The sequence below is a fragment of the Blastococcus sp. SYSU D00669 genome (genome assembly GCF_054050715.1).
The window spans coordinates 85,798-108,800 of sequence record NZ_JBJGZV010000012.1; the positions used below are offsets into that span (position 1 = coordinate 85,798).

The window sequence follows — 23,003 nt, forward strand, 5'->3', positions numbered from 1 at the left end:
AAGGTAAGGCTTGCCTAAGGTAGACATAGGCGCATGATCACGATGCGCCGCTCGCTCGGCCCGGCCCTCTCGTCCCTCGCCCTGATCGTCGTCCTCGCCGGCTGCGGCTCGGAGGACGGCGGCGGGTCCTCCGCCGACCCGACGGAGGAGACCGCGACCGGCGCGTTCCCGGTGACCGTCGAGCACGCGTACGGCGAGACGGAGATCCCCGAGGAGCCGGAGCGGGTCGTCTCGCTCGGCTACACCGAGCAGGACGCGATCCTCGCGTTCGGGGTGGTGCCGGTGGCGGTGCGCTACGCCTTCGGCCCCGAGGACGACGTGTTCTTCCCCTGGGCCGACGAGGCGGCCGGCGACGCCGAGCCGGTGATCATGCCGCGGGCTGAGGTCGACTTCGAGGCGGTCGCGGCGGCCGAGCCGGACCTGATCATGGCGGTCACCGCGGGGCTGACCGAGGACGAGTACGAGACCCTCAGCGGCATCGCCCCGACCGTCGTGCAGCCGGCCGACCACGTCGCCTTCGGCACGCCCTGGCAGGAGCAGACGCGGATCACCGGGCAGGCGCTGGGCCAGGAGGAGCGCGCCGAGGAGCTCATCGCCGAGGTGGAGGCGCTGGTCGAGGAGACCCGCGCCGAGTACCCGCAGCTGGACGGCGCGAGCCTGACCCTGTCCGGTCCGGCGTACGAGGGCGAGTACCCGTTCCACGCCTCCGACGACACCCGCACCCGCTTCTTCGTCGACCTGGGCATGACCGTGTCGGCCGAGCTCGACGAGATCGCCGGCGACCAGTTCTACGGGACGGTCAGCCGCGAGCAGGCGAACCTGCTCGACGCCGATGTCATCGTCTGGCAGTCGGGGGCGCCCGAGGAGCGGGCCGGCATCGAGGCCGACCCGGTGCTCGCCGCGATCCCCGCCGTCGCCGCGGGGCGCTCGGTGTTCGTCGAGGGGTCCGACTACGACGCCCTGCAGTTCTCCAGCGCGCTGAGCCTGCCGTACCTGCTGGAGAACTTCGTGCCGGAGCTCGCCGCCGCCGTCCCCACGACCTGACCCGCCGCCTCCGGCGCCGGAAGCGGGGTCAGCGGCCGCGCGGGGCGGCGCGCACGTGCAGCCGCTCGCCCTGCGGGCCGAACAGGCCGAGGACCTCGGCCGGCTCGTCGAACGGGTTGCCGATCCAGTGCGGGGTGCGGGTGTCGAACTCGGCGACCTCGCCGGGCGCCAGGACGACGTCGTGCTCGCCGAGCACCACCCGCATCCGGCCGGAGAGCACGTAGAGCCAGTCGTAGCCCTCGTGCACCTTGAGCTCGAGGTCGCCGGGCGCGCCGGGCGGCGTGCGCGGCGGGTAGACCATCTTGAACGCCTGGATGCCCCCGGGCCGCCGGGTCAGCGGGACGACGGTGGTGCCGTGGTGGCTGCTGCGCGGCCGCAGGTGCACCCGCGGGTCGCCGATGGGCGGCGCGCCGACCAGCTCGTCGAGCGGCACCTGGTGCGCCCGGGCGAGGGGCAGCAGCAGCTCCAGCGTGGGCTTGCGGTCGCCCGACTCCAGCCGCGACAGCGTGCTCACCGAGATGCCGGTGACCTCCGACAGCTCGGCGAGCGTCGCGCCCTTCTCCCGGCGCAGCGCCCGCAGCCGGGAGCCGACCCCGGCCAGCACGTCCTCGTCCACGGCTCCATTTGCCGTCCTGGCAACGGAGTTTGTCAAGTCGGCGGCTCCGGGTGCACCGTCGTCGGCATGGAGAACGCGTACGACGTGGTGGTGGTCGGCGGCGGCGCCGCCGGCCTGAGCGGAGCGCTGACGCTGGCCCGGGCGGGCCGCTCGGTGCTGGTGGTGGACGACGGGCGGCCGCGCAACGCGCCGGCCGGGCACGTGCACAACTACCTCGGCCGGGAGGGCACCCCGCCGGCCGAGCTGTACGCCATCGGCCGCGGCGAGGTCGCCGGGTACGGCGGCGAGGTCGTCGACGGCCGGGTCACCGGCGCCCGCCGCGAGGGGGACGGCTTCGTCGTCACCACCGACGCCGGCGAGGTGCACGCCCGGCGGCTGCTGGTCACCACCGGCCTGGTGGACGAGCTGCCCGACGTCCCCGGCGTCGCCGAGCAGTGGGGGAGCGGCGTGCTGCACTGCCCGTTCTGCCACGGCGCCGAGGTGCGCGGCCGGCCGATCGGCATCCTCGGCACCACCGCCTTCGCCGTCCACCAGGCGCTGATGTGGCGGCAGTGGAGCCCCGACGTCGTGCTGTTCCGGCACACCTCGCCGGAGCCGACGGAGGAGGAGCGCGAGCGGCTGGCCGCCCGCGGGATCGTCGTCGTCGAGCAGCCCGTCGCGGGGCTGGTGGCCGACGGCGACCGGCTGAGCGGCGTCCGCCTGGCCGACGGCACCGTGGTCGGGCGCGAGGCCGTGGTGGTGTCGCCGCGGTTCACCGCGCGCGCCGAGCTGCTGGCCGAGCTCGGGCTCGAGGCGGAGACCGTGCTCCGCGAGGGCGTGCCGTTCGGCAGCGCCGTCCCCGCCGGGCCGACCGGCGCCACCGCCGTCCCCGGGGTGTGGGTGGCCGGCAACGTCGCCGACCTCTCCGCCCAGGTCATCGTGGCCGCGGCGGCCGGCCTCGTGGCCGGCGCGCACCTCACCGGCGACCTCGGCGAGGAGGACACGCGGCGGGCGGTCGAGGAGCACCGGCGGGCGACCGAGGTGCACGACCGCGCGTGGTGGGAGGAGCGCTACCGGACGGCGGAGCACCTGTGGAGCGGGAAGGTCAACGACGTCCTGGTCGCCGAGGTGGCCGGCCTGCCGCCCGGGCGCGCCCTCGACGCCGGGGCCGGCGAGGGCGGCGACGCGGTGTGGCTGGCCGAGCGGGGCTGGCGGGTGACCGCGCTGGACCTGTCGCAGGTGGCGCTGGACCGCGGCGCGCGGGCGGCGGCAGAGCGCGGGCTCGCCGACCGCGTCGATTGGCGCCGGACCGACCTGGCCGAGGAGCCGCCCGAGGCCGGCGCCTACGACCTGGTCACCGCGTCGTTCCTGCACCCGCCGGCCGACGTCCGGGAGAAGGTGGTCGCCGGGCTCGCCGCGGCGGTCGCCCCCGGCGGCACGCTGCTGCTGGTCAACCACGACCCGAGCGACATGGCGCTGGGCATCCGGGTCGACGCGCGGCCGGAGTACTTCGCCACCGCCCAGCAGCTGGCCGACCTGCTCGACCCGGCCGAGTGGGAGGTGCAGGTGGCCGAGGCCCGGCCGCGTGCGGCGCGCGGCCACGAGGCGCACGGCGGCGTCCACCACGTGGCCGACGCGGTGCTCCGCGCCCGCCGGATCACGGGTGCATCCGCGCGCCCTTGACCACCTTGTCGACGGCGTTCCTCGGCCCGTGCAGCGCGATCCCCACCAGGTCGAGCGCGGGGCCGGTCACGGCGGCGACGGCGGCGCGGTTGTCGTCGTCGCCGCCGGTGGCGAACAGGTCGGCGGTGAACAGCGCCAGCGGCAGGCCGCGGTCCAGCGCCCGCGTCCGCGCCCGCTGCAGCACCTCGCCGTCCGCCGTCAGCACGACCACCGGCTGGCGGAACATCGCCAGGTACGCGGTGCCGTCGCCGTCGAGGTACGGCTTGCCGATCAGCTCGGGGACCGCCCCGGCGATCGCGCCGGCGAGGAAGGCGGTCACGTTGAGCTCCTGCCACGGCAGCAGGCCGTCCCGCAGGACGACGGCGATCTTGGTGGGCCAGGTCGGGGTCTCCATGCCCGCCAGCGTCCGGCCGCGGGGCGGGGCCGGTCTTGTACGTTCCTGACGTGGCCCACGTCCGGGCCGAGGTCACCGCCTGGCGGCCCGACGTGCCGGGGCTGACCGAGGTCTTCCACGCCCGGTTCACCGACCACGTCTACCCGGCGCACACCCACGACGCCTGGACGCTGCTGCTGGTCGACGACGGCGCCGTGCGCTACGACCTCGACCGGCACGCCCACGGCGCCTCGCGGGCCGAGGTCACGCTGCTGCCGCCGGAGGTGCCGCACGACGGCCGCTCGCAGTTCCCCGGCGGCTTCCGCAAGCGGGTGCTCTACCTGGAGCCGGCGACGCTGGGGGAGCAGCGCGTCGGCCGGTCGGTCGACTCCCCGGCGTTCGACGACGCCGTGCTGCGCGCCCGCGTGTCCGCGCTGCACGGGGCGCTGCGCCGCGACGGCGACCGGCTGGAGGCGCAGAGCCGGCTGGCCTTCGTCCTGGAGCGGCTGGGGCAGCACCTCGACCGCGCCGTCGTCCCGCCGCCGCCGGTGCGCGACGACGCGGTCGCCGACCGGCTGCGCGACCTCGTCGACGCCCGGCTGACCGAGGGGGTGGACCTGGCCGCGGCGGCGGTTGCGCTCGGCGTCTCGCCGACGCACGCGGTCCGCGCCTTCACCCGCCGGCACGGGCTGCCGCCGCACCGCTACCTCACCGGCCGGCGGGTCGAGCGGGCCCGCCGGCTGCTGCTCGCGGGGATGCCGGCCGCCCAGGTGGCGACGGCGGTCGGCTTCTACGACCAGGCGCACCTCACCCGGCACTTCCGCCGGATGCTGGCGACGACCCCGGCCGCCTACGCGCGCCCCTCCTAGCCGCCCGGCGGTACCGCGCAGGGCGTCGCCCGCGTCCTGCGCGCACCACCCGTTCCGCGGTGCGGGTGGTGCACGAGAGGAGCGGGCGGTGCGCGGTCGTCAGGAGCGCGGCAGGCCGAGGTCGGCGAGCGCGGCGGCGACGGCGTCGTCGCGCACGAAGTCCAGCGCCAGCAGCCGGTGCACCAGCACGCCGCGGCGGGTGAGCCGCAGGTCGGTGGGGCGCAGCCGCGGGCGCGCGGCGGCACCGGGCCGGGCCGGCACGAGCGGCGGGTCGACCAGCCGGGTCCGCTGCAGGTCGTCGACGTCCTCGCGCGCACCCCACGCGGTCCACGCGCGCGGCTCGTCCTCCAGCGGCGCCATCGGCAGCGGCTGCCGGTCGCGGCGGCCGACGCCGGCCAGCAGCGCCAGCTGCCGCCAGTTCAGCCGGTCGGCGAGCACGAGCCCCCGGGCGACGAGCTCGGCGTCGACGTCGGCGGAGAAGGCCACCTCGGCGACCAGGTAGCCCAGGTGCCGCACCCGCCGCTCGTCGACCGACCGCCGCGCCGCGGAGACCGCGCCCTCGACCACCTCCGCCGCGGCGGAGCGCACCCCGCTGCGGCCGGTGAAGAAGCCGTCGTGCAGCTGCCGGCCGGAGCGGCCGAGGGTGACCGCGTGCTCGACGGCGAAGGCCAGCGCGGCCCCGGCCCGCACCCGCTCGCGGGGCACCGGCAGACCGGCGGCCTCCTCGGCGGCGGCGCGCAGGCACGCGGCCAGCCGCGGGTCGAGCTGCACCGCGCCGGTGCCGCGCTCGAACACCAGCGCCGCCGCGGCCGTCGTCATGGAGCCGGCGACCGGGCCGCCGGCCTCGATGAGGGCAGGGCCGGGTGCCGTCTGGTCCGCGGGGAGGCTCACGACGGTGATCTTCCCCGGCGGCCGGGGCCCCCCGCACGGCGGCGGGCACCGGCCTCACCACACCGGGGCACCCGCGGTGAGCGAAACGGAACACGGGTTCCCCCTCGGGGCAACCAGGGGGGAACGGGCGCTCGCGACGGTGGTCGGCATGGCCGCTCCCGCGCAGACCCCGCCGCCGTCGCTGACCACCCTGCCGCTGCCGCGCGGCCGGGCACGGCCCCGCTGGATCGAGGACTGGCGCCCGGAGGACCCCGGGTTCTGGGAGTCCACCGGCAAGCGGGTGGCGCGGCGCAACCTCTTCTTCTCGGTGTTCTCCGAGCACGTCGGCTTCTCGATCTGGAGCCTGTGGTCGGTGCTGGTGCTGTTCCTGCCCGAGAGCGTCTACGGCATCGACCCGGCGGGGAAGTTCCTGCTGACGACCCTGCCGACGGCGCTCGGCGCGTTCGTGCGCCTGCCCTACACCTTCGCCGTCGCGAGGTTCGGCGGCCGCAACTGGACGATCGTCAGCGCGGCCCTGCTGCTCGTCCCGACCGTCGCGACGGCGATCGTGCTCGAGCCCGGCGCCGACTTCGGCACCCTGCTGCTGGTCTCCTGCCTGGCCGGCGTCGGCGGCGGCAACTTCGCCAGCTCCATGGCGAACATCAACGCCTTCTACCCCGACCGGCTCAAGGGCTGGGCGCTCGGGCTCAACGCCGGCGGCGGCAACCTCGGCGTCCCGGTGGTCCAGCTGGTCGGCCTGCTGGTCCTCGCCACGGTCGGCGTCGAGCACCCCCGCGTCGTCCTGTGGGTCTACCTGCCGCTGATCGTGGCGGCGGCGGTCGGCGCGGCGCTGCTCATGGACAACCTGACCACCGCGCGCAACCAGCCGCGGGCCATGCGGCAGGCGGTGCGGGAGCCGCACACCTACGTGATGTCGTTCCTCTACATCGGCACGTTCGGCTCCTTCATCGGCTTCGGGTTCGCCTTCGGCCAGGTGCTGCAGAACCAGTTCGCCGCCGACTTCGCCACCCCGCTGGCCGCCGCGTCGCTGACCTGGCTCGGCCCGCTGCTCGGGTCGCTGATCCGGCCGCTCGGCGGCTCGCTGGCCGACCGGTTCGGCGGCGCCCGCATCACGTTCCTCAACTTCTTCGCGATGGCCCTCGGCGCGGCGGTGGTGTTCGCCGCCTCCCAGGCCGGGTCGATGGCGCTGTTCGTCGTCGGCTTCGTGCTGCTGTTCGTGCTCAGCGGCATCGGCAACGGCTCGACCTACAAGATGATCCCGGCGATCTTCCGCTCCCAGGCGCTGCAGTCGGTGGCCGAGGGCGGCGACCCCGAGGCCGCCGACCGGCGGGCGCTGCGCATGTCCGGGGCGCTCATCGGCATCGCCGGCGCGGTGGGGGCCTTCGGCGGGGTGCTGGTGAACCTGGCGTTCCGGCAGTCGTTCCTGTCCACCGGCAGCGGCGACGCCGCGTACCTGGCGTTCATCGCCTTCTACGCCGTCTGCGTCGCCGTGACCTGGGTCGTCTACCTGCGCCCGGGAGCCGCCCACCGCGTGTGAGTCGTCGGTGGGCGCGGTTACCTTGCGCCGCATGAGCGACCGCCTGGTGCTGCCCGTGCTGCTGCACGTCTGGGACGACGCCTGGGAGCGCCTCGACCGGCGGCTCGCGGGGCTCTCCGACGAGGAGTACCTCTGGCGACCGGTCCCGGGCGCGTGGAGCGTCAGCCGGGCCGACGACGGAACCTGGACCGCCGACGGCACCTACGACGAGCCCGACCCGGCGCCGGTGACCACGATCGCCTGGCGGCTGTGGCACCTGGCGTCGGACTGCCTGGCCTACTACCTGCGCACCTCGCCGGGCGGGCGCCCGCTGGCCGTCGACGACCGCGAGTGGCACGGCGACGCCGCGACGGCGCTGCGCGACCTGCGCGCCGCGGCGACGGCGTTCCGCGCGGCCGCCGAGACCCGGGGCGAGGACGGCATCTGGGAGCGGCTCGGCCCGCGGTGGGGTCCCTACGCCGAGGGGACCTGGGCCGACCTGGTCGCGCACGCCCTCGACGAGCTGGCGCACCACGGCGCCGAGATCGCCCTGCTGCGCGACCTGTACCGCTGGGGTCAGACCGGCAGCCGGTAGCCCCGCTTGACCACCGTCTGCACCAGCGTCGAGCCGATCGCCGCGCGCAGCCGGGTCACCGCCATCTCCACGGCGTGCGCGTCACCGCCGCCGGGCAGGCAGCCGGTCAGCGACGGGCGGGAGACGACGGTGCCGGGGCGCTCGGCCAGCGCCCGCAGCACCGCGAGCGGCCCGGGGGCGAGCTCCACGAGGCGGCCGTCGACAACCGCGGCGTGCCCGCGCACCTGCAGGGTGTGCCCGGCCAGCTCCAGCACGGGGTCGCGCTCGGGCAGCCGCGCCACGACCTCGCGGGCCAGCGCGCCGAGCCGGGCCCGCTCGGGCTGCCAGTTCGGGATGCCGGCGGCCGCCAGCGGGCCGGCGGTCACCGGGCCGACGGCGATCGCCCGCACCCGCCCGCGCAGGGCGGTCACGAGGTCCTCGCGCCGGCCCAGCTCGGCCGCCACCTGCAGGACGCCGGCGGCCGCGGGCGCGCTGGTGAACGTCACGGCGTCCACCCCGCCGGCGACCACCGCGGTGATCAGCCGGTGCACCGGGGCGACGTCCTCGGGCAGCACCCACCGGTAGACGGGCACGGTCAGCACCTCGGCGCCGGTCGCGCGCAGCCCGTCGACGAAGTCCGGCAGCGGGTCGCCGTGCAGCTGGACGGCGATCCGGCGGCCGGCCAGCGGCCCCTCGGCACCGGAGAGCAGGTGCTCGAGCACCTCGGCCGACGACTCCGACTCCGGCGACCACGCGTCGACCAGCCCGCCGCCGCGGATCGCGCCGCGCGCCTTGGGGCCGCGGGCCAGCACCCGCGCCGAGGCCAGGTGCTCGACCAGCGGCAGGTCCCACGCCTCGGCGGCCTCCAGCCAGCCGCGGAAGCCGACGCCCGTCGTGGCCACCACGAGGTCGACCGGCGCGGCGAGGACCTCCTCGGTGGCCGAGACCAGCTCGGTGTCGTCGGCCAGCGGGACGATGCGGATGGCCGGCGCGTACACCACGCGCGCGCCGCGGCGGTCCAGCAGCGCGCCGAGCTCCTCCTTGCGGCGTGCCGCGGTGACCGCGACGGTGTACCCCGCCAGGGGCAGGGGCGCGTCGGGGCCCGCGTCCGGGAGGGCACCGGCGTCCGGGAGGGCGTCGCTCACGTCTCCATGGTGCTGTGCCCGCGTTGCGGGCGTGTGTCGCACCCGGCACACCGTGGCGTGTCACACCGTGCGGTCCCGCCCCCAGCTGGCCAGCAGGATGCTCGCGTCGTCCTGCAGCTCGCCCGCCTGGTGGTCCAGGACGGCGCGGACGAGCCGGCGCACGGTCTCCGGTGGCGGGTGCGCCGCGGCCGCGGCGCGGCGGAGGAAGTCCACCAGCCGGTCCTCGCCGAACCAGGCCCCGGTCGCGTCCCGTGCCTCGGTGATCCCGTCGGTGTACAGCGCCAGCCAGTCGCCCGGCTGGAGCACCTCCTCGGCCACCGTCAGCTCTGCGGCGCCGAGGCCGAAGGGCACCCGTTGCCCGCCGGGGAGGTCCTTGACGACCTTGCCCGCCCGGAGCAGCAGCGGGGGCGGGTGCCCGGCGCGGACGTAGCGCAGCCGGCCGCTGCCCACGTCCAGCTCGGCGAGCACGCCGGTCACGAACGCGCTGCCCGGGAAGTGCTCCGCCACCACGGCGTCGATGGCGCGGACCTGGTCGTACAGCCCCCGGCCGTCGCGGCGGGCGCTGCGGTAACCGGCGAGCGCCGCGGCGGCGAGCAGCGCGGCCGGCAGCCCGTGGCCCATCGCGTCGAAGACCGCCAGGGACACCGTCCGCTCGGACAGGGCGTAGTCGAAGGCGTCCCCACCGGCCGTGTAGCTCGGCTCGACCAGGCCGGCCAGCGTGAACGCGCCGGTCGACGCGGTCAGCGGCGGCAGCTGCTGCCAGATCAGCTCGGCCGACGGTGACCGCGTCGCCTGCCGCCGGGCGCGCTCCACCTCGTCGCCGTACGGGCTCATCGAGGCGATCAGGTGGCCGAGCAGGCCGGCCAGCCAGCCGCACTGCTCGCGCAGCACCGGGTCGTAGAGCTCGTCCGCCGAGCGCAGGCCCACCTCCAGCACGCCCAGGCGGTCGGAGCCGTCGAGCAGCGGCACCCACAGCCGCGGCCGGTCCCGACCCTCCGACGGCAGCACGCGCACCGTCTGGAACACCCGGCCCGCGATCGTGCCGTCCACCGCCAGCGGCGGCTGCTCCGCCGGGCCGCCGGTCGTCAGCCGGTGCAGCATGCGCTGGTCGTGGTCGACCAGGTGGACGACGACCTCGACGTCCATCGACCGCCCCGCGCTCTGCGCGATCGCGGCCAGGCGGTCGGGCGGGGCGGCGTGCGCGGCCTCGAGCAGCTGGACGAGGGCGGCGAGGGGCCCGGTCGCCTGCCGCCGCTGCCGGATGGGCCGGCTGTAGGGCACCCGCCGCCGCCAGCGCAGCTCGTCGAGCCGCTCGTTCACCGCGTGCGCCAGCACGTCCCGCTCCGCCGCGGGCAGCGCGGTCAACCCGCTCAGGAACGCCTCCACGTCGAGCAGGTCCAGGTTGCCGCCCATGGCGAAGTAGCGCGTCCACAGCTGCTCGAGGGTCAGGTCGGCGTGCCGGTAGGCCTGCCCGAGGGCGGTCCGCTGCTCGTCCTCCGACGACCCGGGCATCACCGCCGCCGGCGGACGGCGGAGTCGACGACGCTGCGGGCCGAGTCGCGCAGCGGCTCGGCGTCCTGGGCCGCGCGGGCCAGCAGCATGCCGAAGGCCGTGTCCTCGTCGACCCCGTGCCGGTCCATGAGCACGCCCTTGGCGATGCCCACGACGTCGCGCTCCCGGACCACCTGGCGCAACCCCTCGGTGAGCCGCCGCGCCCGCTCGTGCGCCTGCACGTTCGCGACCAGGATCGCGGCCTGGGCGGCGAACATCGTGAGCCGCTGCTCGGCCTGCCGGTCGAACGCCCCGGCCCGCTCGGCGTAGACCTTCACCGCGCCGAGCGCGCGGTCGCCGGCGACCATCGGGGCGCTCAGCGAGGCACGCAGCCCGAGCCCGGCCGCGGCCCGTGCCCAGCGCGGCCACCGGTCCTCCGCGGCGAGGTCGTCGACCCGCACCACCTGGCGCAGGGCGGTGGCGGCCAGGCAGGGGCCCTGGTCCAGGTCGTACTGCAGGACGTCGGCCTGCTCCACCCGCTCGTCGGTGGCGCCGGACGTGCGCCGCCCGAGCTCGTCGAGGATCGACACCCCCGCCCCCGTCGATCCCGGGACGGTCTCCAGCGCCAGGGAGGTGACGAGCCCCAGGGCCGTGGTCACCGACTCGGGGGAGAGCAGGAGCCCGGACATCCGGGCGAACACGGCGGAGAGCTCGTCGGCGAGGGGCAGCGCGGAGTCCGACGACGGTTGCCGGGGCACGGCACACCTCGTTCCAGCACCGTCGCGCGGGCCGACCGTGAGTTCGATGGCGGCGACGCGCTCAGCGTAGGCGTCGGTCAGGGCAGCGGCGCGACGGCCGTCGCCGTCCCGGCCGCGCCGTCGATCCGCAGGTCGGCCCGCTCGCGGGTGCGGTCGGCGGCGAAGTGCGCCGCCTCGGCGGCCTGCCAGCGCCGCCAGTGGCCCTCGTACGCGGTCCCGTCGCGGTCGAGCCCCCGCGCCAGGCGCAGGTCAGGCGGCGCCTCCACCCACACCCGCAGCGTCGTGACCGGGTCCAGCGCCGCGGGGCAGGACCCGCAGCCCTCCACGACCAGCACCGCCGGCACCGGTACGGGGGTGGGGACGGCGGTGAACCGGCCCGCCGCCCAGTCGAAGCGGCGGTAGTCGCCCGGGCGGCCGGCGGCGAGGGGCCGCAGGACCCCGGCGGCCAGGCGGGCGGCGCCGCCGGTGAGCGTCCAGCCGGCGTAGAGGTCGTCCATGTGCACGACCTCCGCGTCGGCGCCGAGCGCGGCGGCCAGCCGGCCGGCGAAGGTCGTCTTGCCGGAGCCGGCCGGGCCGTCGACGCACACCAGCCGGACCGGGCCCAGCCGGGGCGGCTCGGCGCGCACGCGCGCGGCCAGCTCCGCGAACGGGATCACCGGGCGGCGGCGGTCCACGTGGGCACCGGCCCCGGCGTGCCGACGACGAGGCCGCGGCTGGCCAGCAGCCGCAGGTGGGAGTCGGTCTCGGTGACCGCGAAGATCCGCATCCGCCGCTCGTACTGCTCCCACGGCCGCGACCACGTGAGGTGGGCGGCCAGCTGCCACGGCGTGCTGCCCGGGTGGGCGCGCACCGCGGTGAGCAGCTCGGCCAGCCGGTGCTCGTGGTGGGCGGCGAGCTCGTCGGTGCGCGACCGCAGCCCGCGGAAGCGCCACTCGTGCGCCGGCAGCACCTCGGCGGGCTCCGGCAGGTCGCCCACCCGGCCCAGCGAGCCGAGGTAGTCGCGCAGCGGGTCGGCCGCGCCCCAGCCCGACGTCGAGATGTTGGGGCTGATCCGGGGCAGCACGTGGTCGCCGGAGAAGAACAGCCCGGTGCGCTCCTCGGCGAAGCAGAGGTGGCCGGGCGTGTGCCCGGGGGTGTGCACGGCCCGCAGCCGCCAGCCGGGCAGGTCGGCCAGGTCGCCGTCCTCGAGCAGGCGGTCGGCCACCGCCATGCCGGAGTACGGGGCGTGGTGCGCGGGACCGCCGACGTCGGAGGCCGCGTCGTCGGGGTCGGCGCCCAGCGAGACCAGGAAGGCCACCTCGGCGGCCACCGACGCCGCCGGGTCGCGGAACGCCGGCGCGCCCACCACCGTCGCGTCGGCCGGGTGCATGGCGATCCAGGCGCCCGAGGCCTCGCGCACCCGGCCGGCCAGCCCGAGGTGGTCGAAGTGCAGGTGGGTGACCAGCACCCCGCGGACGTCGGCCACCGAGCCGCCCAGCGCGGCCAGCCCGTCGCCGAGCGCCGCCCACGCCTCGTCGCTGCCCCAGCCTGCGTCCACGAGGCCGAGCCCGCCGCCGGCGAGCGACAGGACGTACACGCTGACGTAGCGCAGCCCGCCGTGCGGGATCGGCACCGGCACCGACCACAGGTCCTCGGCCAGGCGCTCCACGGGGGGCAGCGCCCGCGCCGTCCACGCCTCGTGCTGCGCCGCGCCGGTCACCTCCACGGCCCGCACTCTGCCAGCACCGGCGGCGCGGGCTGGCAGCATGGGGGCGTGCCGCCCTCCGCCCGCCCCGTCTCGGCCGTGCCCCGCGTCATGCGCGCGGTCTGCGCCGCGCTCGCCCTCGTCGTCCTCGCGGTCATGGTGTGGGTCGCGATCACGCTGCCGGAGTCCTCCACCGGGGTGGTGCAGTTCGGCACCGTCGACCAGCTCGCCGTCCTGGGGCTGGGCATCCTGGTCGCGCTGGGCATCGCGCTGCTCGGCCGGCCGCGAGTCGACGCCGACGCCGAGGGGATCCGGGTGCGCAACCTCTTCACCTCCCACGCCCTGCCGTGGTCGGCGGTGCGGGCGGTGCGGTTCGGGCGCAAGGCCCGCTGGGCGAGCCTCGAGCTGCCCAACGGCGAGGAGATCGCGCTGATGGCGGTGCAGGCCGTCGACCGGGAGCACGCGGTGGCCGCCCTCGACGGCCTGCGGGCGCTGCACGCGGCCGCCACCGGGGCGAGGACGACCACCCGGGAATGACCAGGCCCCCGATCGCGCTGTAGCATGGGCGTGCCTCCCCGCTACACGAGGCGCGCGAACCACCGTCGGCCCCGCCCCGGGCCGTCGATCCAAGAGGAGCCCGCTCCCACCCGACGCCTCCCGGCGCCCGGGTCACCGGTCCGCGGAACCGGCGCCTGCGCCGGTCCCGCGTCGCGCACGGGTCCCGGCCCGAGCGCGCACCGGCACGAGTGGGCCCCGTGAGCTGACGCTCGCGGGGCCTTCGTCGTCCCGGCGCCCGGCGGCTGCGAGCTCCTCACCCTGCAGCACGTGAGGAGAGGCCATCACCGAGCCCCGCATCAACGACCGTATCCGCGTCCCCGAGGTCCGCCTGGTCGGGCCCGAGGGCGAGCAGGTCGGCATCGTGCCGATCGGCGAGGCGCTGCGCCTGGCCCAGGACTCCGAGCTCGACCTCGTCGAGGTCGCGCCCATGGCCCGGCCGCCCGTCGTCAAGCTGATGGACTACGGGAAGTTCAAGTACGAGTCCGCCCAGAAGGCCCGCGAGGCCCGGCGGAACCAGGCGCTCACCGTCATCAAGGAGATGCGGCTGCGCCTCAAGATCGACCCGCACGACTACGAGACCAAGAAGGGCCACGTCGAGCGCTTCCTGCGGAGCGGCGACAAGGTCAAGATCACCGTGATGTTCCGCGGTCGCGAGCAGTCGCGGCCCGAGATGGGCTACCGACTGCTGCAGCGGCTGGCCGCCGACGTCGCCGAACTGGGCGTCGTCGAGTCCAACCCCAAGCAGGACGGCCGGAACATGGTCATGGTGATCGCCCCGCACCGGAACGCGCAGCTGCAGGCCCAGAAGGACCAGCAGGCCGCGCAGGCCGAGCGCCGTCAGGCCAAGGCCGACCGGTCGGCGGCCGCCCATCCCGGGGGCGACCCGGCTGCTGCCGAGGAGCAGGCGCCCAGCGCCTGACCGGGTGGCGGCCCCGGCCGGGCACCACAGACCGCACCACCCAGCGGTGCCGTGCGGCAGCCACGTGCTGCCCCGGCGCCGGACGGCGTACGACGATCACCGAGGAACGAGAGACATGCCGAAGCAGAAGACGCACAAGGGCACGGCCAAGCGGGTGCGCGTGACCGGCTCGGGCAAGCTCATGCGCGAGCAGGCCAACAACCAGCACAAGTTCGAGCACAAGGCCTCGACCCGCAAGCGCCGGCTCGACCAGGACCAGGTGATCTCGCCCGCCGACGCGAAGAACCTGAAGAAGCTGCTGGGCATCTGACCGCCCGCCCGTAACGAGAAGATCAAGGAGCTCACGTGGCACGCGTGAAGCGGGCGGTCAACGCCCAGAAGAAGCGCCGGACGACCCTCGAGGCGGCCAGCGGCTACCGCGGTCAGCGGTCCCGGCTCTACCGCAAGGCCAAGGAGCAGGTGCTCCACTCGGCCACCTACGCCTACCGCGACCGCAAGGTCCGCAAGGGCGACTTCCGCAAGCTGTGGATCACCCGGATCAACGCCGCGGCCCGCCAGAACGACATGACCTACAACCGGTTCATGCAGGGCCTGAAGCTGGCCGGCATCGAGCTCGACCGGCGCGTGCTCGCCGAGCTCGCCGTCAACGAGCCGGCGACCTTCGCCGCGCTGGTCGAGACGGCGCGCGCCGCCGTCGCCGCCGCCCCCTCCGGCGAGCAGGCTGCTTGATCCCGAGCACGACCCGCACGACGCCGTCGGTGTCCGGCCCCGCGGGGCCGGGACCGGCGGCGTCGTCGTCCGTCCGGGGAGGTGGTCCGTGGCCGAGCTGCTGACCGAGCGCTCGGCGCGCGTGGTCGCCGCCCGCAAGCTCACCCGGCGGGCCGGGCGCGACGCGGCCGGGGCGTTCCTGGCCGAGGGACGGCAGGCCGTCCGCGAGGCGCTCGCCGACCCCTCGTCGGTGCGCGAGGTGTACGCCACCCCCACGGCCGCCGAGGCCGCCGTCGACCTGCTGGCGGGCAGCCCGGTGCCGGTCCGGCTGGTCACCGACAAGGCCGCCGCGAGCCTCTCGGAGACCGTCACCCCGCAGGGCCTGCTCGCCGTCTGCGACCTGCGCGACGTGCCGCCCGCCGCGCTGGCCGCCGCGCCGCCCCGCTTGGGAGTCGCGCTGGCCGAGCTCAACGACCCCGGCAACGCCGGCACGGTGCTGCGCACGGCCGACGCGTGCGGCGCCGGCGCGGTCGTCTTCGGCGCCGGCTCCGCCGACCCCTACGGCGGCAAGGTGGTGCGGGCCAGCGCGGGCAGCCTGTTCCACGTCGACGTCGTCCGCTCGGTGCCGCTGGAGCCGCTGCTCGCCGACCTGCAGGCCGCCGGGGTCACCGTGCTGGCCGCCGACGGCGGGGGAGAGGCCGCGCTCGACGAGCTGGCCGACGAGCTGGCCGGCCCGGTGCTGTGGCTCTTCGGCAACGAGGCGCGCGGGGTGCCGGCCGGGCTGGCCGCGGCCGCCGACGCGCGGGTGCGCATCCCGATGCGCGGGCGGGCCGAGAGCCTGAACCTGGCCGCGGCGGCGGCCATCTGCCTCTACACGACCCAGGCGGCGCAGCGCTCGCCCTAGCGGCACCGGGGCGCGGTGCGCCACGGTGGGGGCGACCGCCGGATGCCCGACGCCCGGGAGACGTCGATGACCGACACCACCACCGCCGGAGCAGTCGGGGACCACGGGGGCACCGTCCTCGTCGTGGGCGCGGGTCCGGTCGGCCTGGTCACCGCCTGCGAGCTGGTCCGGCAGGGCGCGACCGTCCGGCTGGTCGACGCGCTGCCCGAGCCGACCGGCCAGTCCCGCGCGGTCGTCGTCCACCCGCGCACCCAGGAGCACCTGGCGGCGACGGGGGTGCTCGACGACCTCGTGGCCCGCGCCCAGCCGGTCACGGCCGTGGAGGTGCACACCGGGCGCGACGCCACCCCGCGCGTGCGCCTCACCACCGACTCCGTCGACTCCCGCCACCCGCGGATCCTCGACGTGCCCCAGCCGGACACCGAGGGGGTGCTGGCCGCGCTCGCGGCGCGGTCGGGCGTGGTCGTCGAGCGGGGGGTGGCCCTCCGGGACCTGGTGCAGGACGACGGCGGGGTGACCGTCACCCTCACCCGCGGCGGGGCGACCAGCCGGGGGCGCTACGGCTGGGTCGTGGGGGCCGACGGGGGGCACAGCACGGCCCGCGCGGCCGTCGGCGCGCGGCTCGACGGCGTCTTCCACGGTCAGCACTTCCTGTTCGCCGACGCCGCGGCGACCACGGACCTGCCGGCCGACACCATCCGCATGTACGCGCACCCCGACGGGATCGGTGGGGTGTTCCCCATGCCCGGCGGCCGCAGCCGCTTCCTGTTCCAGGTCGCCCCGCCGGCGCGGGGCGCCGTCCCCACGGTCGCCGAGACGCAGCGGCTGGTCGACGAGCGCGCGGGTGGCCGCTGGCGGGTCGGGGACGCGCGCTGGCTCACCTACTTCGAGATCCACCACGGCCAGGTCCCCGCCTACCGCACCGGCCGGGTGCTGCTCGCCGGGGACGCGGCCCACGTGCACAGCCCGGCGGCCGGGCAGGGCATGAACACCGGCATCCAGGACGCGGTCAACCTCGCCTGGAAGCTCGCGCTGGTCGCCACCGGGCGCGCCGACGAGCGGCTGCTCGACTCCTACCAGGCCGAGCGCCGCCCGGTGGGTGCCGCGGTGGTCCGGCAGACCAGCCGGATGACCGACCTGATGGCCTCCGGGGGCGCCACCGCGCGGCTGCGGGACGTCGCCCTGTCCGTGCTCGGCCACCTGCCCGCCCTGGGCGAGCGGCTGGTGGCCGGCGTCGCCGAGGTCACCGTGCACTACCGGGACAGCCCGATCGTCGCCGGTCCCCGGCGGGCCGTCGCGCCGGGCGACCACGCCCCCGACGTGCCGGGCCTGCGGGACGCCGGCGGCGCCGAGGCCTGGATCGGCGACCTCCTGCGCCGCCCCGGGCACCTGCTGCTCACCGCGCGGGACGACGCCGGGGCGCTGGCGGGGCTGCGCGAGGTGCTGGGCGGGCTCGGTCGCGTCGTCCCCGTGGTGCGCGACGCCGGCGGGGCACCGGCCGGGGCGCTGGTCGACCCCGGCGGCGCGGTCGCCGACCGGTACGGCACCGGCGGGGACGGGATGGCCCTCGTCCGGCCCGACGGCTACCTCGGCCTGCTGTCGACGACGTCCGACCCGCGGCCGCTCGCCGCGCACCTCGCCGGCAATCTGCAGGCCCGCACGGCGGTGGCCCCGGGGCGCTGAGCGGCGCTCGAGCGGGTCCGCCGTGCCCGGGTGGGACGAGGTGGCCGCTCAGCCGGCGGCGCGTGCCGCCGGCTGGAACAGCTCCACCAGGTTGCCGTCGGGGTCGGCGAGCAGGACCTGCCGTCCGCCGGGGCCGGAGACGACGTCGCTGCGGAAGGGCAGGTCCGCGTCGCGCAGCCGGGCGATCTCGCCGTCGAGGTCGCCGACGACCAGGTGGACGCGGTTGCCGCCCGGCCCGGCGGCGTCGCCGGGGGTGGCCCGTGCCCCGGAGCTGGCGGGCCCGGAGAGCAGCAGCCGCAGCGGGCCGCGGCGCACGTCGGCGAAGGCGGGCGCGGCGCTGCTGTGCAGCGTGAAGCCGAGGTGGGTCGTGTAGAAGTCGACCGCGGCCTGCACGTCGGTGACGAGGTAGCGGACGCTGGCGTACGCGTCGGTGGCGGTCACGGCTGGTCCTCCTGTCGATCGGTGGCGAGCACGGGCAGCAGGTGCCCGATGCGGGTGTCGATGTCGGCGGCCGCCCGCTCGAAGGCCGGGTAGCCGTCGTCGGCCGCGGCCGGGTCGGGGATGCTCCAGTGCACGTGCCGCGGGTTCCCGGGGAGCTCGGGGCAGGCCTCGCGGGCCCGGTCGCACAGGGTGATCACCCGGTCGAACGTGCGGCCGGCGAGGGCGTCGAGGTGCCGGGGCCGGCGGCCGGCCGCGTCGATGCCGAAGCGCTCGTGCAGCACCCGGACGGTGTGGGGGTGCAGTGCGGGTCGCGGGCGGGTGCCGGCGCTCGCCACCGTCACCGCGCCGGCGGTGCGGCGGTGCAGCAGCGCCTCGGCGATCGGCGAGCGCGTGCTGTTGCCGGTGCACACGAACAGCACGGCCGCGCGCCGGGACCGCGACCGCTCCACCGGTGGGGGCGGCGCCCCGCCGGGTCCGCGCAGCGCCGGGTGCAGCGCGGCCCCGCTCTCGGCCAGCGCCGTCGCGCAGCGCTCCAGGTCCAGGTGGTAGTAGCTGTCGCGGCCGTCGGCGCTGCTGCGCCGGGCGGTGACCAGCCCGCCCTCGCGCAGCAGGCGCAGGTGGTACGAGACGAGGTTCTGCGGCTGCTCGACCCGGCGCACGAGCTCGCGCACGCGGTGGTCGCCGACGGCGAGCTCGGCCAGGAGCCGCCAGCGCACCGGGTGGGCGGCCAGCCGGAGGAACGTCGGCAGGGCGGGCGCGTGCGCCGAGGGCGCCATGACGGGACGCTACCTCCGGGCCCGCCGATGCATCAAGCCCGTTTGATGGATCGCTCGGTTCGGGGGTAGCGGCTCAGACCAGGCCGGCGCGCCTCCACAGCCGCTCCGACGGCCCGCCGACGAGGCCGGTCCCGCGCAGGAAGGCGACCAGCCCGGTCGCGGCGTCGCGGAGCTTGGTCCGGTGGTGCACGTTGGCGCGGGCGGCCGCCCGCGCCTCCTCGGGGTCCAGGCCGACGGCGGCGTAGACGCCCGGCTGCACCAGGTTCTCCACCGCGATCAGCGCCACCGACGCGACGAGCGTGCGGTGCTTGCGGCGCTGGAGGGCCGACAGCTGCGGGGTGCGCCGCGCTATCTCGTCGCGGGCGAAGCGCATGTGCCGCGCCTCCTCGACGACGTGGATCCGGCTGGTCGCGCGGGTCAGCGGCTGCACCCGCTCGTCCCTCATCAGGTCGCGCTGGAAGATGTCCAGGATCTCCTCGACCACCAGGATCGCGGCGTAGGCGGCCGGACCGTCGGCCTTGGCGGCGTAGGCCTTGCCGAGCTTCAGGATCGACGGCGGCGGCTGGTAGGACGGCGCCCCGAACGTCTGCGCCGTCCGGGCGAACATCACCGAGTGGCGGCACTCGTCGGCGATCTCGGTGAGCGCCCACTGCACGTGGGGCTGGGCCGGGTCCTCGCCGTAGACGTCGCGCAGGACGAGCTGCATGAGCAGGTGCTCGAACCAGATGCCGACGCCGGAGATCGAGCAGTACTCGTGGATGGTCAGCCGGACCCGCTGCTCCTCGGTCAGCTGGTCCCACAGCGGCGTGGCGTACAGCGTCGACCACTCCGGCGACAGACCGTAGAGGCCGTCGGGGATCGGCGCCGACCAGTCGATGTCGACGACCGGGTCGTAGGACTTCTTCGCCGCCGAGCCGAGCAGGCGGGTGGAGAGGTCCTCGCGGTCGACGGGCTTCTTGGCTCGCTCTGCGCCCGGCTGGGTAAGGGTGACGGACATCGGCGCACTCCTCGGGGACGACGACGGAAGCTGTGACGAAAGGTAGCTGTTACCGTGGAACACATGCAAACGGTCGCGAGCCCCGCCGGCGTGCCGCGCCGGACCGAGGCGGCGCCGGACGGCCGGCGCGCCCGCTGGACCGAGCACCGGCGGGCCCGCCGGGAGGAGCTGGTCGGTGCCGCGGTCGAGGCGGTGCGCCGGGCGGGGCCGGGCTTCGCCGTCGACGACGTCGCCCGCGAGGCGCACGTGTCGAAGACCGTCATCTACCGGTACTTCAGCGACAAGGACGAGCTCATCGACGCCGTCCTCGACCGGATCTCCAGCGCCGTGCTGCTGCCGCGCCTGCTCGGCGAGCTCGCCGTCGACCGCACCGACGACCGCGAGCGGCTGCGCGCCGTGATCGCCGCCTTCGTCGCGCTGATCGAGGAGGAGCCGGCGCTCTACCGCTTCGCCTACGCCCACGCCGGGCGCACCGGCCGCCGCGACCTGGTGGCCGCGACCGAGCGGGAGATCGCCGAGGCGCTCGGCGCGCTCATGGGGGAGCGGCTGACCGCCGCCGGGCGCTCCGCGGCACCGGCGCTCACCTGGGCCTACGGCGTCGTCGGCATGGTGCAGCTGACCGCGCACTGGTGGTCGGGCACCCGCGCGGTGCCGGCCGGCGACCTGGTCGAGCAGCTCACCGACCTGGCGCACGGCGGGCTGGGCGCGCTGCTGCCGCCGAGGAGGGACGCGTGAGCGGGCACGACGAGCCGGAGGGCTACGAGGGCGAGGTCACCGTCGCGGTCGACGGCGAGCCGCCGCGGACGGCGCACGCCGCGCTCGCCGCCCGCTTCGACCCGCTGGCCGGGTCGCTGGTGTGGACCGGCCGGTTGGCGGCGCAGTACCCGCCGCGCACGGTGCTCCAGCTCACCACCCCGCACGGCAGCGCGCGGGCCGAGGCGACCGAGCGCGACGCGTGGGGCAACACCCGCGTGGCCGGCATCGACCGCCCGCCGTTCCCCGTCGACCTGCTCGACGCCTGACACACCGCTTCCCGCGCCGAAAGCGGAACCGCCTGCGGCGCCGAAAGCGGGACGTCAGGCGGGGGTGCGCTCGTGCTTCTGCAGCGACGCGGCCTGCAGCAGCTCGCCGAAGTCGGCGCCGTCCTGCGGGAAGACGGCGACCCCGAGCCGGGCGCCGACCGGCACCTCGGTGCCGTGCAGCAGCGCCGGGCGGTCGAGGACCGCGGCCAGCTCACCGGCCAGCCGCCGCGCCTCGGTGCCGGCGGAGCACGGGTCCAGGTCGCGCAGCGCGATCAGCAGCTCCGAGCCGCCGAGCCGGGCGATGAGGTCGCGCCGGCGCAGCGCCGCGCGCACCCGCCCGATCACCGCGCACAGCAGCTCGTCGCCGCGCTCGTGGCCCCACATCGCGGTGGCGCTGCGGACGCCGTCGACGTCCACCAGGAGCAGGGCGAGGGCGTCGTCGCCGGCCCGGGCCGACCACAGCGCGGTGTCCACCTGCTCGGCCAGCCGGCGCCGGTCGGGCAGCCCGGTGAGCGGGTCGGTGCCGGCCAGCTCCTGCATGCGCGCCAGGTAGCCGCGGCTGCGGTCGCGCTCCACCCGCAGCGCCCGCTCGGCCTCCACCCGCGCCGTCACGTCGTGCTGGATGCCGATGTACTGCACGACGGTGCCGTCGGCGTCGGTGACCGGCGCCAGGTGGATCTCGTTCCACCACGGCGTGCGGTCGGGACCGCGCACGTTGAGCAGCGTCTCCCGGCAGTCCTCGCCGCGCTCGACGGCCGTGCGCAGGCGGGCGACCACGGCCGGGTCGCTGTCGGGGCTCTGCAGGAACCGGCAGTTGCGGCCCAGGACCTCCGCCCGCGGCAGGCCGGCCAGCTGCTCGAACGCGCCGTTGACGTACACCAGCGGCTGGTCGGGCAGCCGCAGGTCGACGATGGTCACGCCGACCGAGGTCGCGGCCAGCGCCCGGTGCAGCAGGGCCTCGCGGTCGGGGACGCCGGGCGCGGGCGCCGCGGCCGGTGCGGGGTGCGCCGGCGCGAGGACGGCGGCCTCGGCCACCGCGGTCGCCGCCGGCACCACCCGCGAGAGCAGCGCCGAGGCGGCGCGCACCACGGTGTCGCGGTCGTAGGTGAGCGCGTACTCGAACGTGCGCTCCAGGTCGGGGCCGGTGTCGCCGAGGTCGCGGGCGAGCAGCGCGGCGGAGAAGTGCGGGCTCAGCACGACGACGTCCCACTCGCCGCGCACCGGGTCGTCGCGCCGCAGCGCCGCTCCGCGGACCCCGGGCAGCGGCTCGACCGGCAGGTCCTCGCCGAGCGCGCAGACGAACGCGGTGCGCTCGACCAGGTCGCGGTAGCGCTGGGTGGTCGACGGGGTGAAGTGGCGGGCCTCCTGGAAGGCGGCGGCGACGACGCAGGTCTCGCCGAGCCGCATCGCCTCGCGCTCGAGCTGCTTGGACAGCTCGATGAGCAGCGCCTTGGGGGAGCGCCGCAGCGGCACCGACCCCGGCAGGCAGGCGAAGGGGGAGCGGCCGGCGGTCTCCGGCTCGGCCGAGCCGGGCAGCGCCAGCGCGGCGACCGGCCGGCCCGCGACCGGACCGGGGCCGGGACGGCCGAACATCCAGCCCTGGCCCAGGGTGGCGCCGAGCGCGCGGGCGGCGGTCAGGTGCGCCCCGGTCTCGATGCCCTCGGCGAGGACGACGGCGCCGGTGCGCTCGGCGTAGGCGTTGACCGCGTTCATGATCTCGGCGACCGCCGGCCCGGGCCGCTCCTGCACCAGCCGCAGGTCGAGCTTGACCACGTCCGGGCGCAGCAGCGGCAGGAAGGCCAGCGACATCGACTCGGCGCCGACGTCGTCCACGGCCAGGCCCCAGCCGGCGCTGCGGACCCGCTCGACGGTGCGCAGCAGCTCCGCCGGGCGGGCGGCCAGCGCGCGCTCGGTGATCTCCAGGACGACGCGCAGCTGCCCCGGCGCGGCCTCGGCGATGGCGAGCAGCTCCGACAGCGGGGCGCTGTCGAGCACCTCGGGCTCGACGTTGACGAACACCGACAGCGGCGCGAGCAGGCCGGCGTCCACGGCGCCGCGGAAGGCGGCCGCGCGGCAGGCGGCGTCGAGCTCGGCCAGCCGCCCGGCCTCGCGGGCGGCGGCGAAGAGCGCGTCGGGCCGCTCCAGCGGACCCTCCGGGCCGCGGGCCAGCGCCTCGTAGGCGACCACCCGGCCGGTGTCGAGCTCGACGATCGGCTGGAAGACGCTGCGCACGCCCCCGGCGGTGAGGGCGGCGTCGAGGTGCGAGGTCTCCACGACCTCGTCATCGGCCGGTCCGGGGCGGTTGTCCGGCGCGACCGGCGGCGCCTGACCCGAACGGGTGGGCCGTGCTCCGGAAACCCGGCGGCGGGTGG

General features: G+C 76.7%; 25 protein-coding genes. 13 read left to right on the plus strand and 12 right to left on the minus strand.

What is annotated here, in order from left to right; all coding sequences use genetic code 11:
• The first annotated feature begins 33 nt into the window (after nucleotides 1–33).
• Nucleotides 34–1,044, plus strand: coding sequence for an iron-siderophore ABC transporter substrate-binding protein (locus tag ACI8AF_RS10880; protein ID WP_456539715.1), 1,011 nt, complete (start codon nucleotides 34–36; stop codon nucleotides 1,042–1,044).
• Between the two features lie 28 nt (nucleotides 1,045–1,072).
• Here the strand turns inward: ACI8AF_RS10880 and ACI8AF_RS10885 are convergent, their stop codons facing one another.
• Nucleotides 1,073–1,660: a helix-turn-helix domain-containing protein gene (locus tag ACI8AF_RS10885; protein WP_456539716.1), complete on the minus strand. Its 588-nt coding sequence runs from the start codon at nucleotides 1,658–1,660 to the stop codon at nucleotides 1,073–1,075.
• Nucleotides 1,661–1,726: 66 nt separating this feature from the next.
• Between ACI8AF_RS10885 and ACI8AF_RS10890 the strand changes: the two genes are divergently transcribed.
• Nucleotides 1,727–3,322, plus strand: a complete 1,596-nt coding sequence (locus ACI8AF_RS10890; protein WP_456539717.1) for an FAD-dependent oxidoreductase — start codon at nucleotides 1,727–1,729, stop codon at nucleotides 3,320–3,322.
• On the opposite strand, the gene ACI8AF_RS10895 is transcribed toward ACI8AF_RS10890, so the two are convergent.
• The gene (locus tag ACI8AF_RS10895; RefSeq protein WP_456539718.1) at nucleotides 3,297–3,716 is read right to left on the minus strand and encodes a DUF2000 family protein; all 420 of its coding nucleotides are present in this window, start codon (nucleotides 3,714–3,716) and stop codon (nucleotides 3,297–3,299) included. The two genes, ACI8AF_RS10890 and ACI8AF_RS10895, sit on opposite strands and share 26 nt — an antisense overlap.
• Nucleotides 3,717–3,766: 50 nt before the next feature.
• Between ACI8AF_RS10895 and ACI8AF_RS10900 the strand changes: the two genes are divergently transcribed.
• Nucleotides 3,767–4,564, plus strand: a complete 798-nt coding sequence (locus ACI8AF_RS10900) for an AraC family transcriptional regulator (RefSeq protein WP_456539719.1) — start codon at nucleotides 3,767–3,769, stop codon at nucleotides 4,562–4,564.
• A gap of 99 nt (nucleotides 4,565–4,663) precedes the next feature.
• Here ACI8AF_RS10900 and ACI8AF_RS10905 read toward each other — a convergent pair whose 3' ends face one another.
• Entirely contained in the window at nucleotides 4,664–5,455 is a 792-nt protein-coding gene (locus ACI8AF_RS10905; RefSeq protein WP_456539720.1) for a hypothetical protein, read from the minus strand.
• Nucleotides 5,456–5,603: 148 nt separating this feature from the next.
• On the opposite strand from ACI8AF_RS10905, the gene ACI8AF_RS10910 reads away from it, so the two are divergent.
• The gene (locus tag ACI8AF_RS10910; protein ID WP_456539721.1) at nucleotides 5,604–6,992 is read left to right on the plus strand and encodes an MFS transporter; all 1,389 of its coding nucleotides are present in this window, start codon (nucleotides 5,604–5,606) and stop codon (nucleotides 6,990–6,992) included.
• Nucleotides 6,993–7,023: 31 nt separating this feature from the next.
• Nucleotides 7,024–7,566 carry a DinB family protein gene (locus tag ACI8AF_RS10915; RefSeq protein WP_456539722.1) on the plus strand — a complete coding sequence of 181 codons (543 nt, stop codon included), beginning with the start codon at nucleotides 7,024–7,026 and terminating at the stop codon, nucleotides 7,564–7,566.
• Here ACI8AF_RS10915 and ACI8AF_RS10920 read toward each other — a convergent pair.
• The 5 genes from ACI8AF_RS10920 to ACI8AF_RS10940 all read right to left on the minus strand — a co-directional run bounded on the left by ACI8AF_RS10920 (nucleotide 7,548) and on the right by ACI8AF_RS10940 (nucleotide 12,644).
• Nucleotides 7,548–8,690, minus strand: coding sequence for a uroporphyrinogen-III synthase (locus ACI8AF_RS10920; RefSeq protein WP_456539723.1), 1,143 nt, complete (start codon nucleotides 8,688–8,690; stop codon nucleotides 7,548–7,550). The genes ACI8AF_RS10915 and ACI8AF_RS10920 overlap by 19 nt on opposite strands.
• A 60-nt stretch (nucleotides 8,691–8,750) precedes the next feature.
• Nucleotides 8,751–10,202, minus strand: coding sequence for a PP2C family protein-serine/threonine phosphatase (locus ACI8AF_RS10925; RefSeq protein ID WP_456539724.1), 1,452 nt, complete (start codon nucleotides 10,200–10,202; stop codon nucleotides 8,751–8,753).
• Nucleotides 10,202–10,939 (minus strand): GAF domain-containing protein, encoded by a 738-nt coding sequence (locus tag ACI8AF_RS10930; RefSeq protein WP_456539725.1) that lies wholly within the window; start codon nucleotides 10,937–10,939, stop codon nucleotides 10,202–10,204. Before ACI8AF_RS10930 ends, ACI8AF_RS10925 begins: the two co-directional genes overlap by 1 nt.
• A 77-nt stretch (nucleotides 10,940–11,016) precedes the next feature.
• Nucleotides 11,017–11,613, minus strand: coding sequence for a uridine kinase family protein (locus tag ACI8AF_RS10935; protein WP_456539726.1), 597 nt, complete (start codon nucleotides 11,611–11,613; stop codon nucleotides 11,017–11,019).
• The gene (locus ACI8AF_RS10940) at nucleotides 11,592–12,644 is read right to left on the minus strand and encodes an MBL fold metallo-hydrolase (RefSeq protein WP_456539727.1); all 1,053 of its coding nucleotides are present in this window, start codon (nucleotides 12,642–12,644) and stop codon (nucleotides 11,592–11,594) included. The genes ACI8AF_RS10935 and ACI8AF_RS10940 overlap by 22 nt, the downstream gene beginning before the upstream one ends.
• A gap of 48 nt (nucleotides 12,645–12,692) precedes the next feature.
• Here ACI8AF_RS10940 and ACI8AF_RS10945 point away from each other — a divergent pair, with 48 nt between their 5' ends.
• The 6 genes from ACI8AF_RS10945 (at nucleotide 12,693) to ACI8AF_RS10970 (ending at nucleotide 17,395) form a co-directional block, all read left to right on the plus strand.
• Nucleotides 12,693–13,160 (plus strand): PH domain-containing protein, encoded by a 468-nt coding sequence (locus ACI8AF_RS10945; RefSeq protein WP_456539728.1) that lies wholly within the window; start codon nucleotides 12,693–12,695, stop codon nucleotides 13,158–13,160.
• A 316-nt stretch (nucleotides 13,161–13,476) separates the two neighbouring features.
• Nucleotides 13,477–14,100, plus strand: coding sequence for a translation initiation factor IF-3 (gene infC / locus ACI8AF_RS10950; protein WP_456539759.1), 624 nt, complete (start codon nucleotides 13,477–13,479; stop codon nucleotides 14,098–14,100).
• A 115-nt stretch (nucleotides 14,101–14,215) separates the two neighbouring features.
• Nucleotides 14,216–14,410, plus strand: coding sequence for a 50S ribosomal protein L35 (gene rpmI / locus ACI8AF_RS10955; RefSeq protein WP_456539729.1), 195 nt, complete (start codon nucleotides 14,216–14,218; stop codon nucleotides 14,408–14,410).
• 35 nt (nucleotides 14,411–14,445) lie between these two features.
• A complete protein-coding gene (gene rplT / locus ACI8AF_RS10960; RefSeq protein WP_456539730.1) occupies nucleotides 14,446–14,829 on the plus strand; it encodes a 50S ribosomal protein L20 in 384 nt (127 codons plus the stop codon).
• Between the two features lie 88 nt (nucleotides 14,830–14,917).
• A complete protein-coding gene (locus ACI8AF_RS10965; protein ID WP_456539731.1) occupies nucleotides 14,918–15,712 on the plus strand; it encodes a TrmH family RNA methyltransferase in 795 nt (264 codons plus the stop codon).
• 66 nt (nucleotides 15,713–15,778) lie between these two features.
• Nucleotides 15,779–17,395 carry an FAD-dependent monooxygenase gene (locus ACI8AF_RS10970; protein ID WP_456539732.1) on the plus strand — a complete coding sequence of 539 codons (1,617 nt, stop codon included), beginning with the start codon at nucleotides 15,779–15,781 and terminating at the stop codon, nucleotides 17,393–17,395.
• A gap of 48 nt (nucleotides 17,396–17,443) precedes the next feature.
• On the opposite strand, the gene ACI8AF_RS10975 is transcribed toward ACI8AF_RS10970, so the two are convergent.
• The 3 genes from ACI8AF_RS10975 to ACI8AF_RS10985 all read right to left on the minus strand — a co-directional run bounded on the left by ACI8AF_RS10975 (nucleotide 17,444) and on the right by ACI8AF_RS10985 (nucleotide 19,609).
• Nucleotides 17,444–17,836, minus strand: coding sequence for a VOC family protein (locus tag ACI8AF_RS10975; protein ID WP_456539733.1), 393 nt, complete (start codon nucleotides 17,834–17,836; stop codon nucleotides 17,444–17,446).
• Nucleotides 17,833–18,612: an arsenate reductase/protein-tyrosine-phosphatase family protein gene (locus tag ACI8AF_RS10980; RefSeq protein ID WP_456539734.1), complete on the minus strand. Its 780-nt coding sequence runs from the start codon at nucleotides 18,610–18,612 to the stop codon at nucleotides 17,833–17,835. Before ACI8AF_RS10980 ends, ACI8AF_RS10975 begins: the two co-directional genes overlap by 4 nt.
• A 73-nt stretch (nucleotides 18,613–18,685) precedes the next feature.
• A complete protein-coding gene (locus ACI8AF_RS10985) occupies nucleotides 18,686–19,609 on the minus strand; it encodes an AurF N-oxygenase family protein (RefSeq protein WP_456539735.1) in 924 nt (307 codons plus the stop codon).
• Between the two features lie 63 nt (nucleotides 19,610–19,672).
• Here ACI8AF_RS10985 and ACI8AF_RS10990 point away from each other — a divergent pair, with 63 nt between their 5' ends.
• Both ACI8AF_RS10990 and ACI8AF_RS10995 read left to right on the plus strand, forming a co-directional pair.
• Nucleotides 19,673–20,344, plus strand: coding sequence for a TetR/AcrR family transcriptional regulator (locus ACI8AF_RS10990; RefSeq protein WP_456539736.1), 672 nt, complete (start codon nucleotides 19,673–19,675; stop codon nucleotides 20,342–20,344).
• The gene (locus ACI8AF_RS10995) at nucleotides 20,341–20,631 is read left to right on the plus strand and encodes a DUF4873 domain-containing protein (RefSeq protein ID WP_456539737.1); all 291 of its coding nucleotides are present in this window, start codon (nucleotides 20,341–20,343) and stop codon (nucleotides 20,629–20,631) included. Before ACI8AF_RS10990 ends, ACI8AF_RS10995 begins: the two co-directional genes overlap by 4 nt.
• Before the next feature lie 54 nt (nucleotides 20,632–20,685).
• Here ACI8AF_RS10995 and ACI8AF_RS11000 read toward each other — a convergent pair whose 3' ends face one another.
• Nucleotides 20,686–22,905 carry an EAL domain-containing protein gene (locus ACI8AF_RS11000; RefSeq protein ID WP_456539738.1) on the minus strand — a complete coding sequence of 740 codons (2,220 nt, stop codon included), beginning with the start codon at nucleotides 22,903–22,905 and terminating at the stop codon, nucleotides 20,686–20,688.
• Nucleotides 22,906–23,003 lie beyond the last annotated feature (98 nt).

Coding starts and splice junctions, on each gene's coding strand:
- ACI8AF_RS10915 (WP_456539722.1), top strand. CDS start 7,024: ATGAGCGACCGCCTGGTGCTGCCCGTGCTGCTGCACGTCTGGGACGAC.
- ACI8AF_RS10880 (WP_456539715.1), top strand. CDS start 34: ATGATCACGATGCGCCGCTCGCTCGGCCCGGCCCTCTCGTCCCTCGCC.
- ACI8AF_RS10925 (WP_456539724.1), bottom strand. CDS start 10,202: ATGCCCGGGTCGTCGGAGGACGAGCAGCGGACCGCCCTCGGGCAGGCC.
- ACI8AF_RS10980 (WP_456539734.1), bottom strand. CDS start 18,612: ATGGCGCCCTCGGCGCACGCGCCCGCCCTGCCGACGTTCCTCCGGCTG.
- ACI8AF_RS10890 (WP_456539717.1), top strand. CDS start 1,727: ATGGAGAACGCGTACGACGTGGTGGTGGTCGGCGGCGGCGCCGCCGGC.
- rpmI (WP_456539729.1), top strand. CDS start 14,216: ATGCCGAAGCAGAAGACGCACAAGGGCACGGCCAAGCGGGTGCGCGTG.
- ACI8AF_RS10910 (WP_456539721.1), top strand. CDS start 5,604: ATGGCCGCTCCCGCGCAGACCCCGCCGCCGTCGCTGACCACCCTGCCG.
- ACI8AF_RS10990 (WP_456539736.1), top strand. CDS start 19,673: ATGCAAACGGTCGCGAGCCCCGCCGGCGTGCCGCGCCGGACCGAGGCG.
- ACI8AF_RS10985 (WP_456539735.1), bottom strand. CDS start 19,609: ATGTCCGTCACCCTTACCCAGCCGGGCGCAGAGCGAGCCAAGAAGCCC.
- ACI8AF_RS10970 (WP_456539732.1), top strand. CDS start 15,779: ATGACCGACACCACCACCGCCGGAGCAGTCGGGGACCACGGGGGCACC.
- ACI8AF_RS10895 (WP_456539718.1), bottom strand. CDS start 3,716: ATGGAGACCCCGACCTGGCCCACCAAGATCGCCGTCGTCCTGCGGGAC.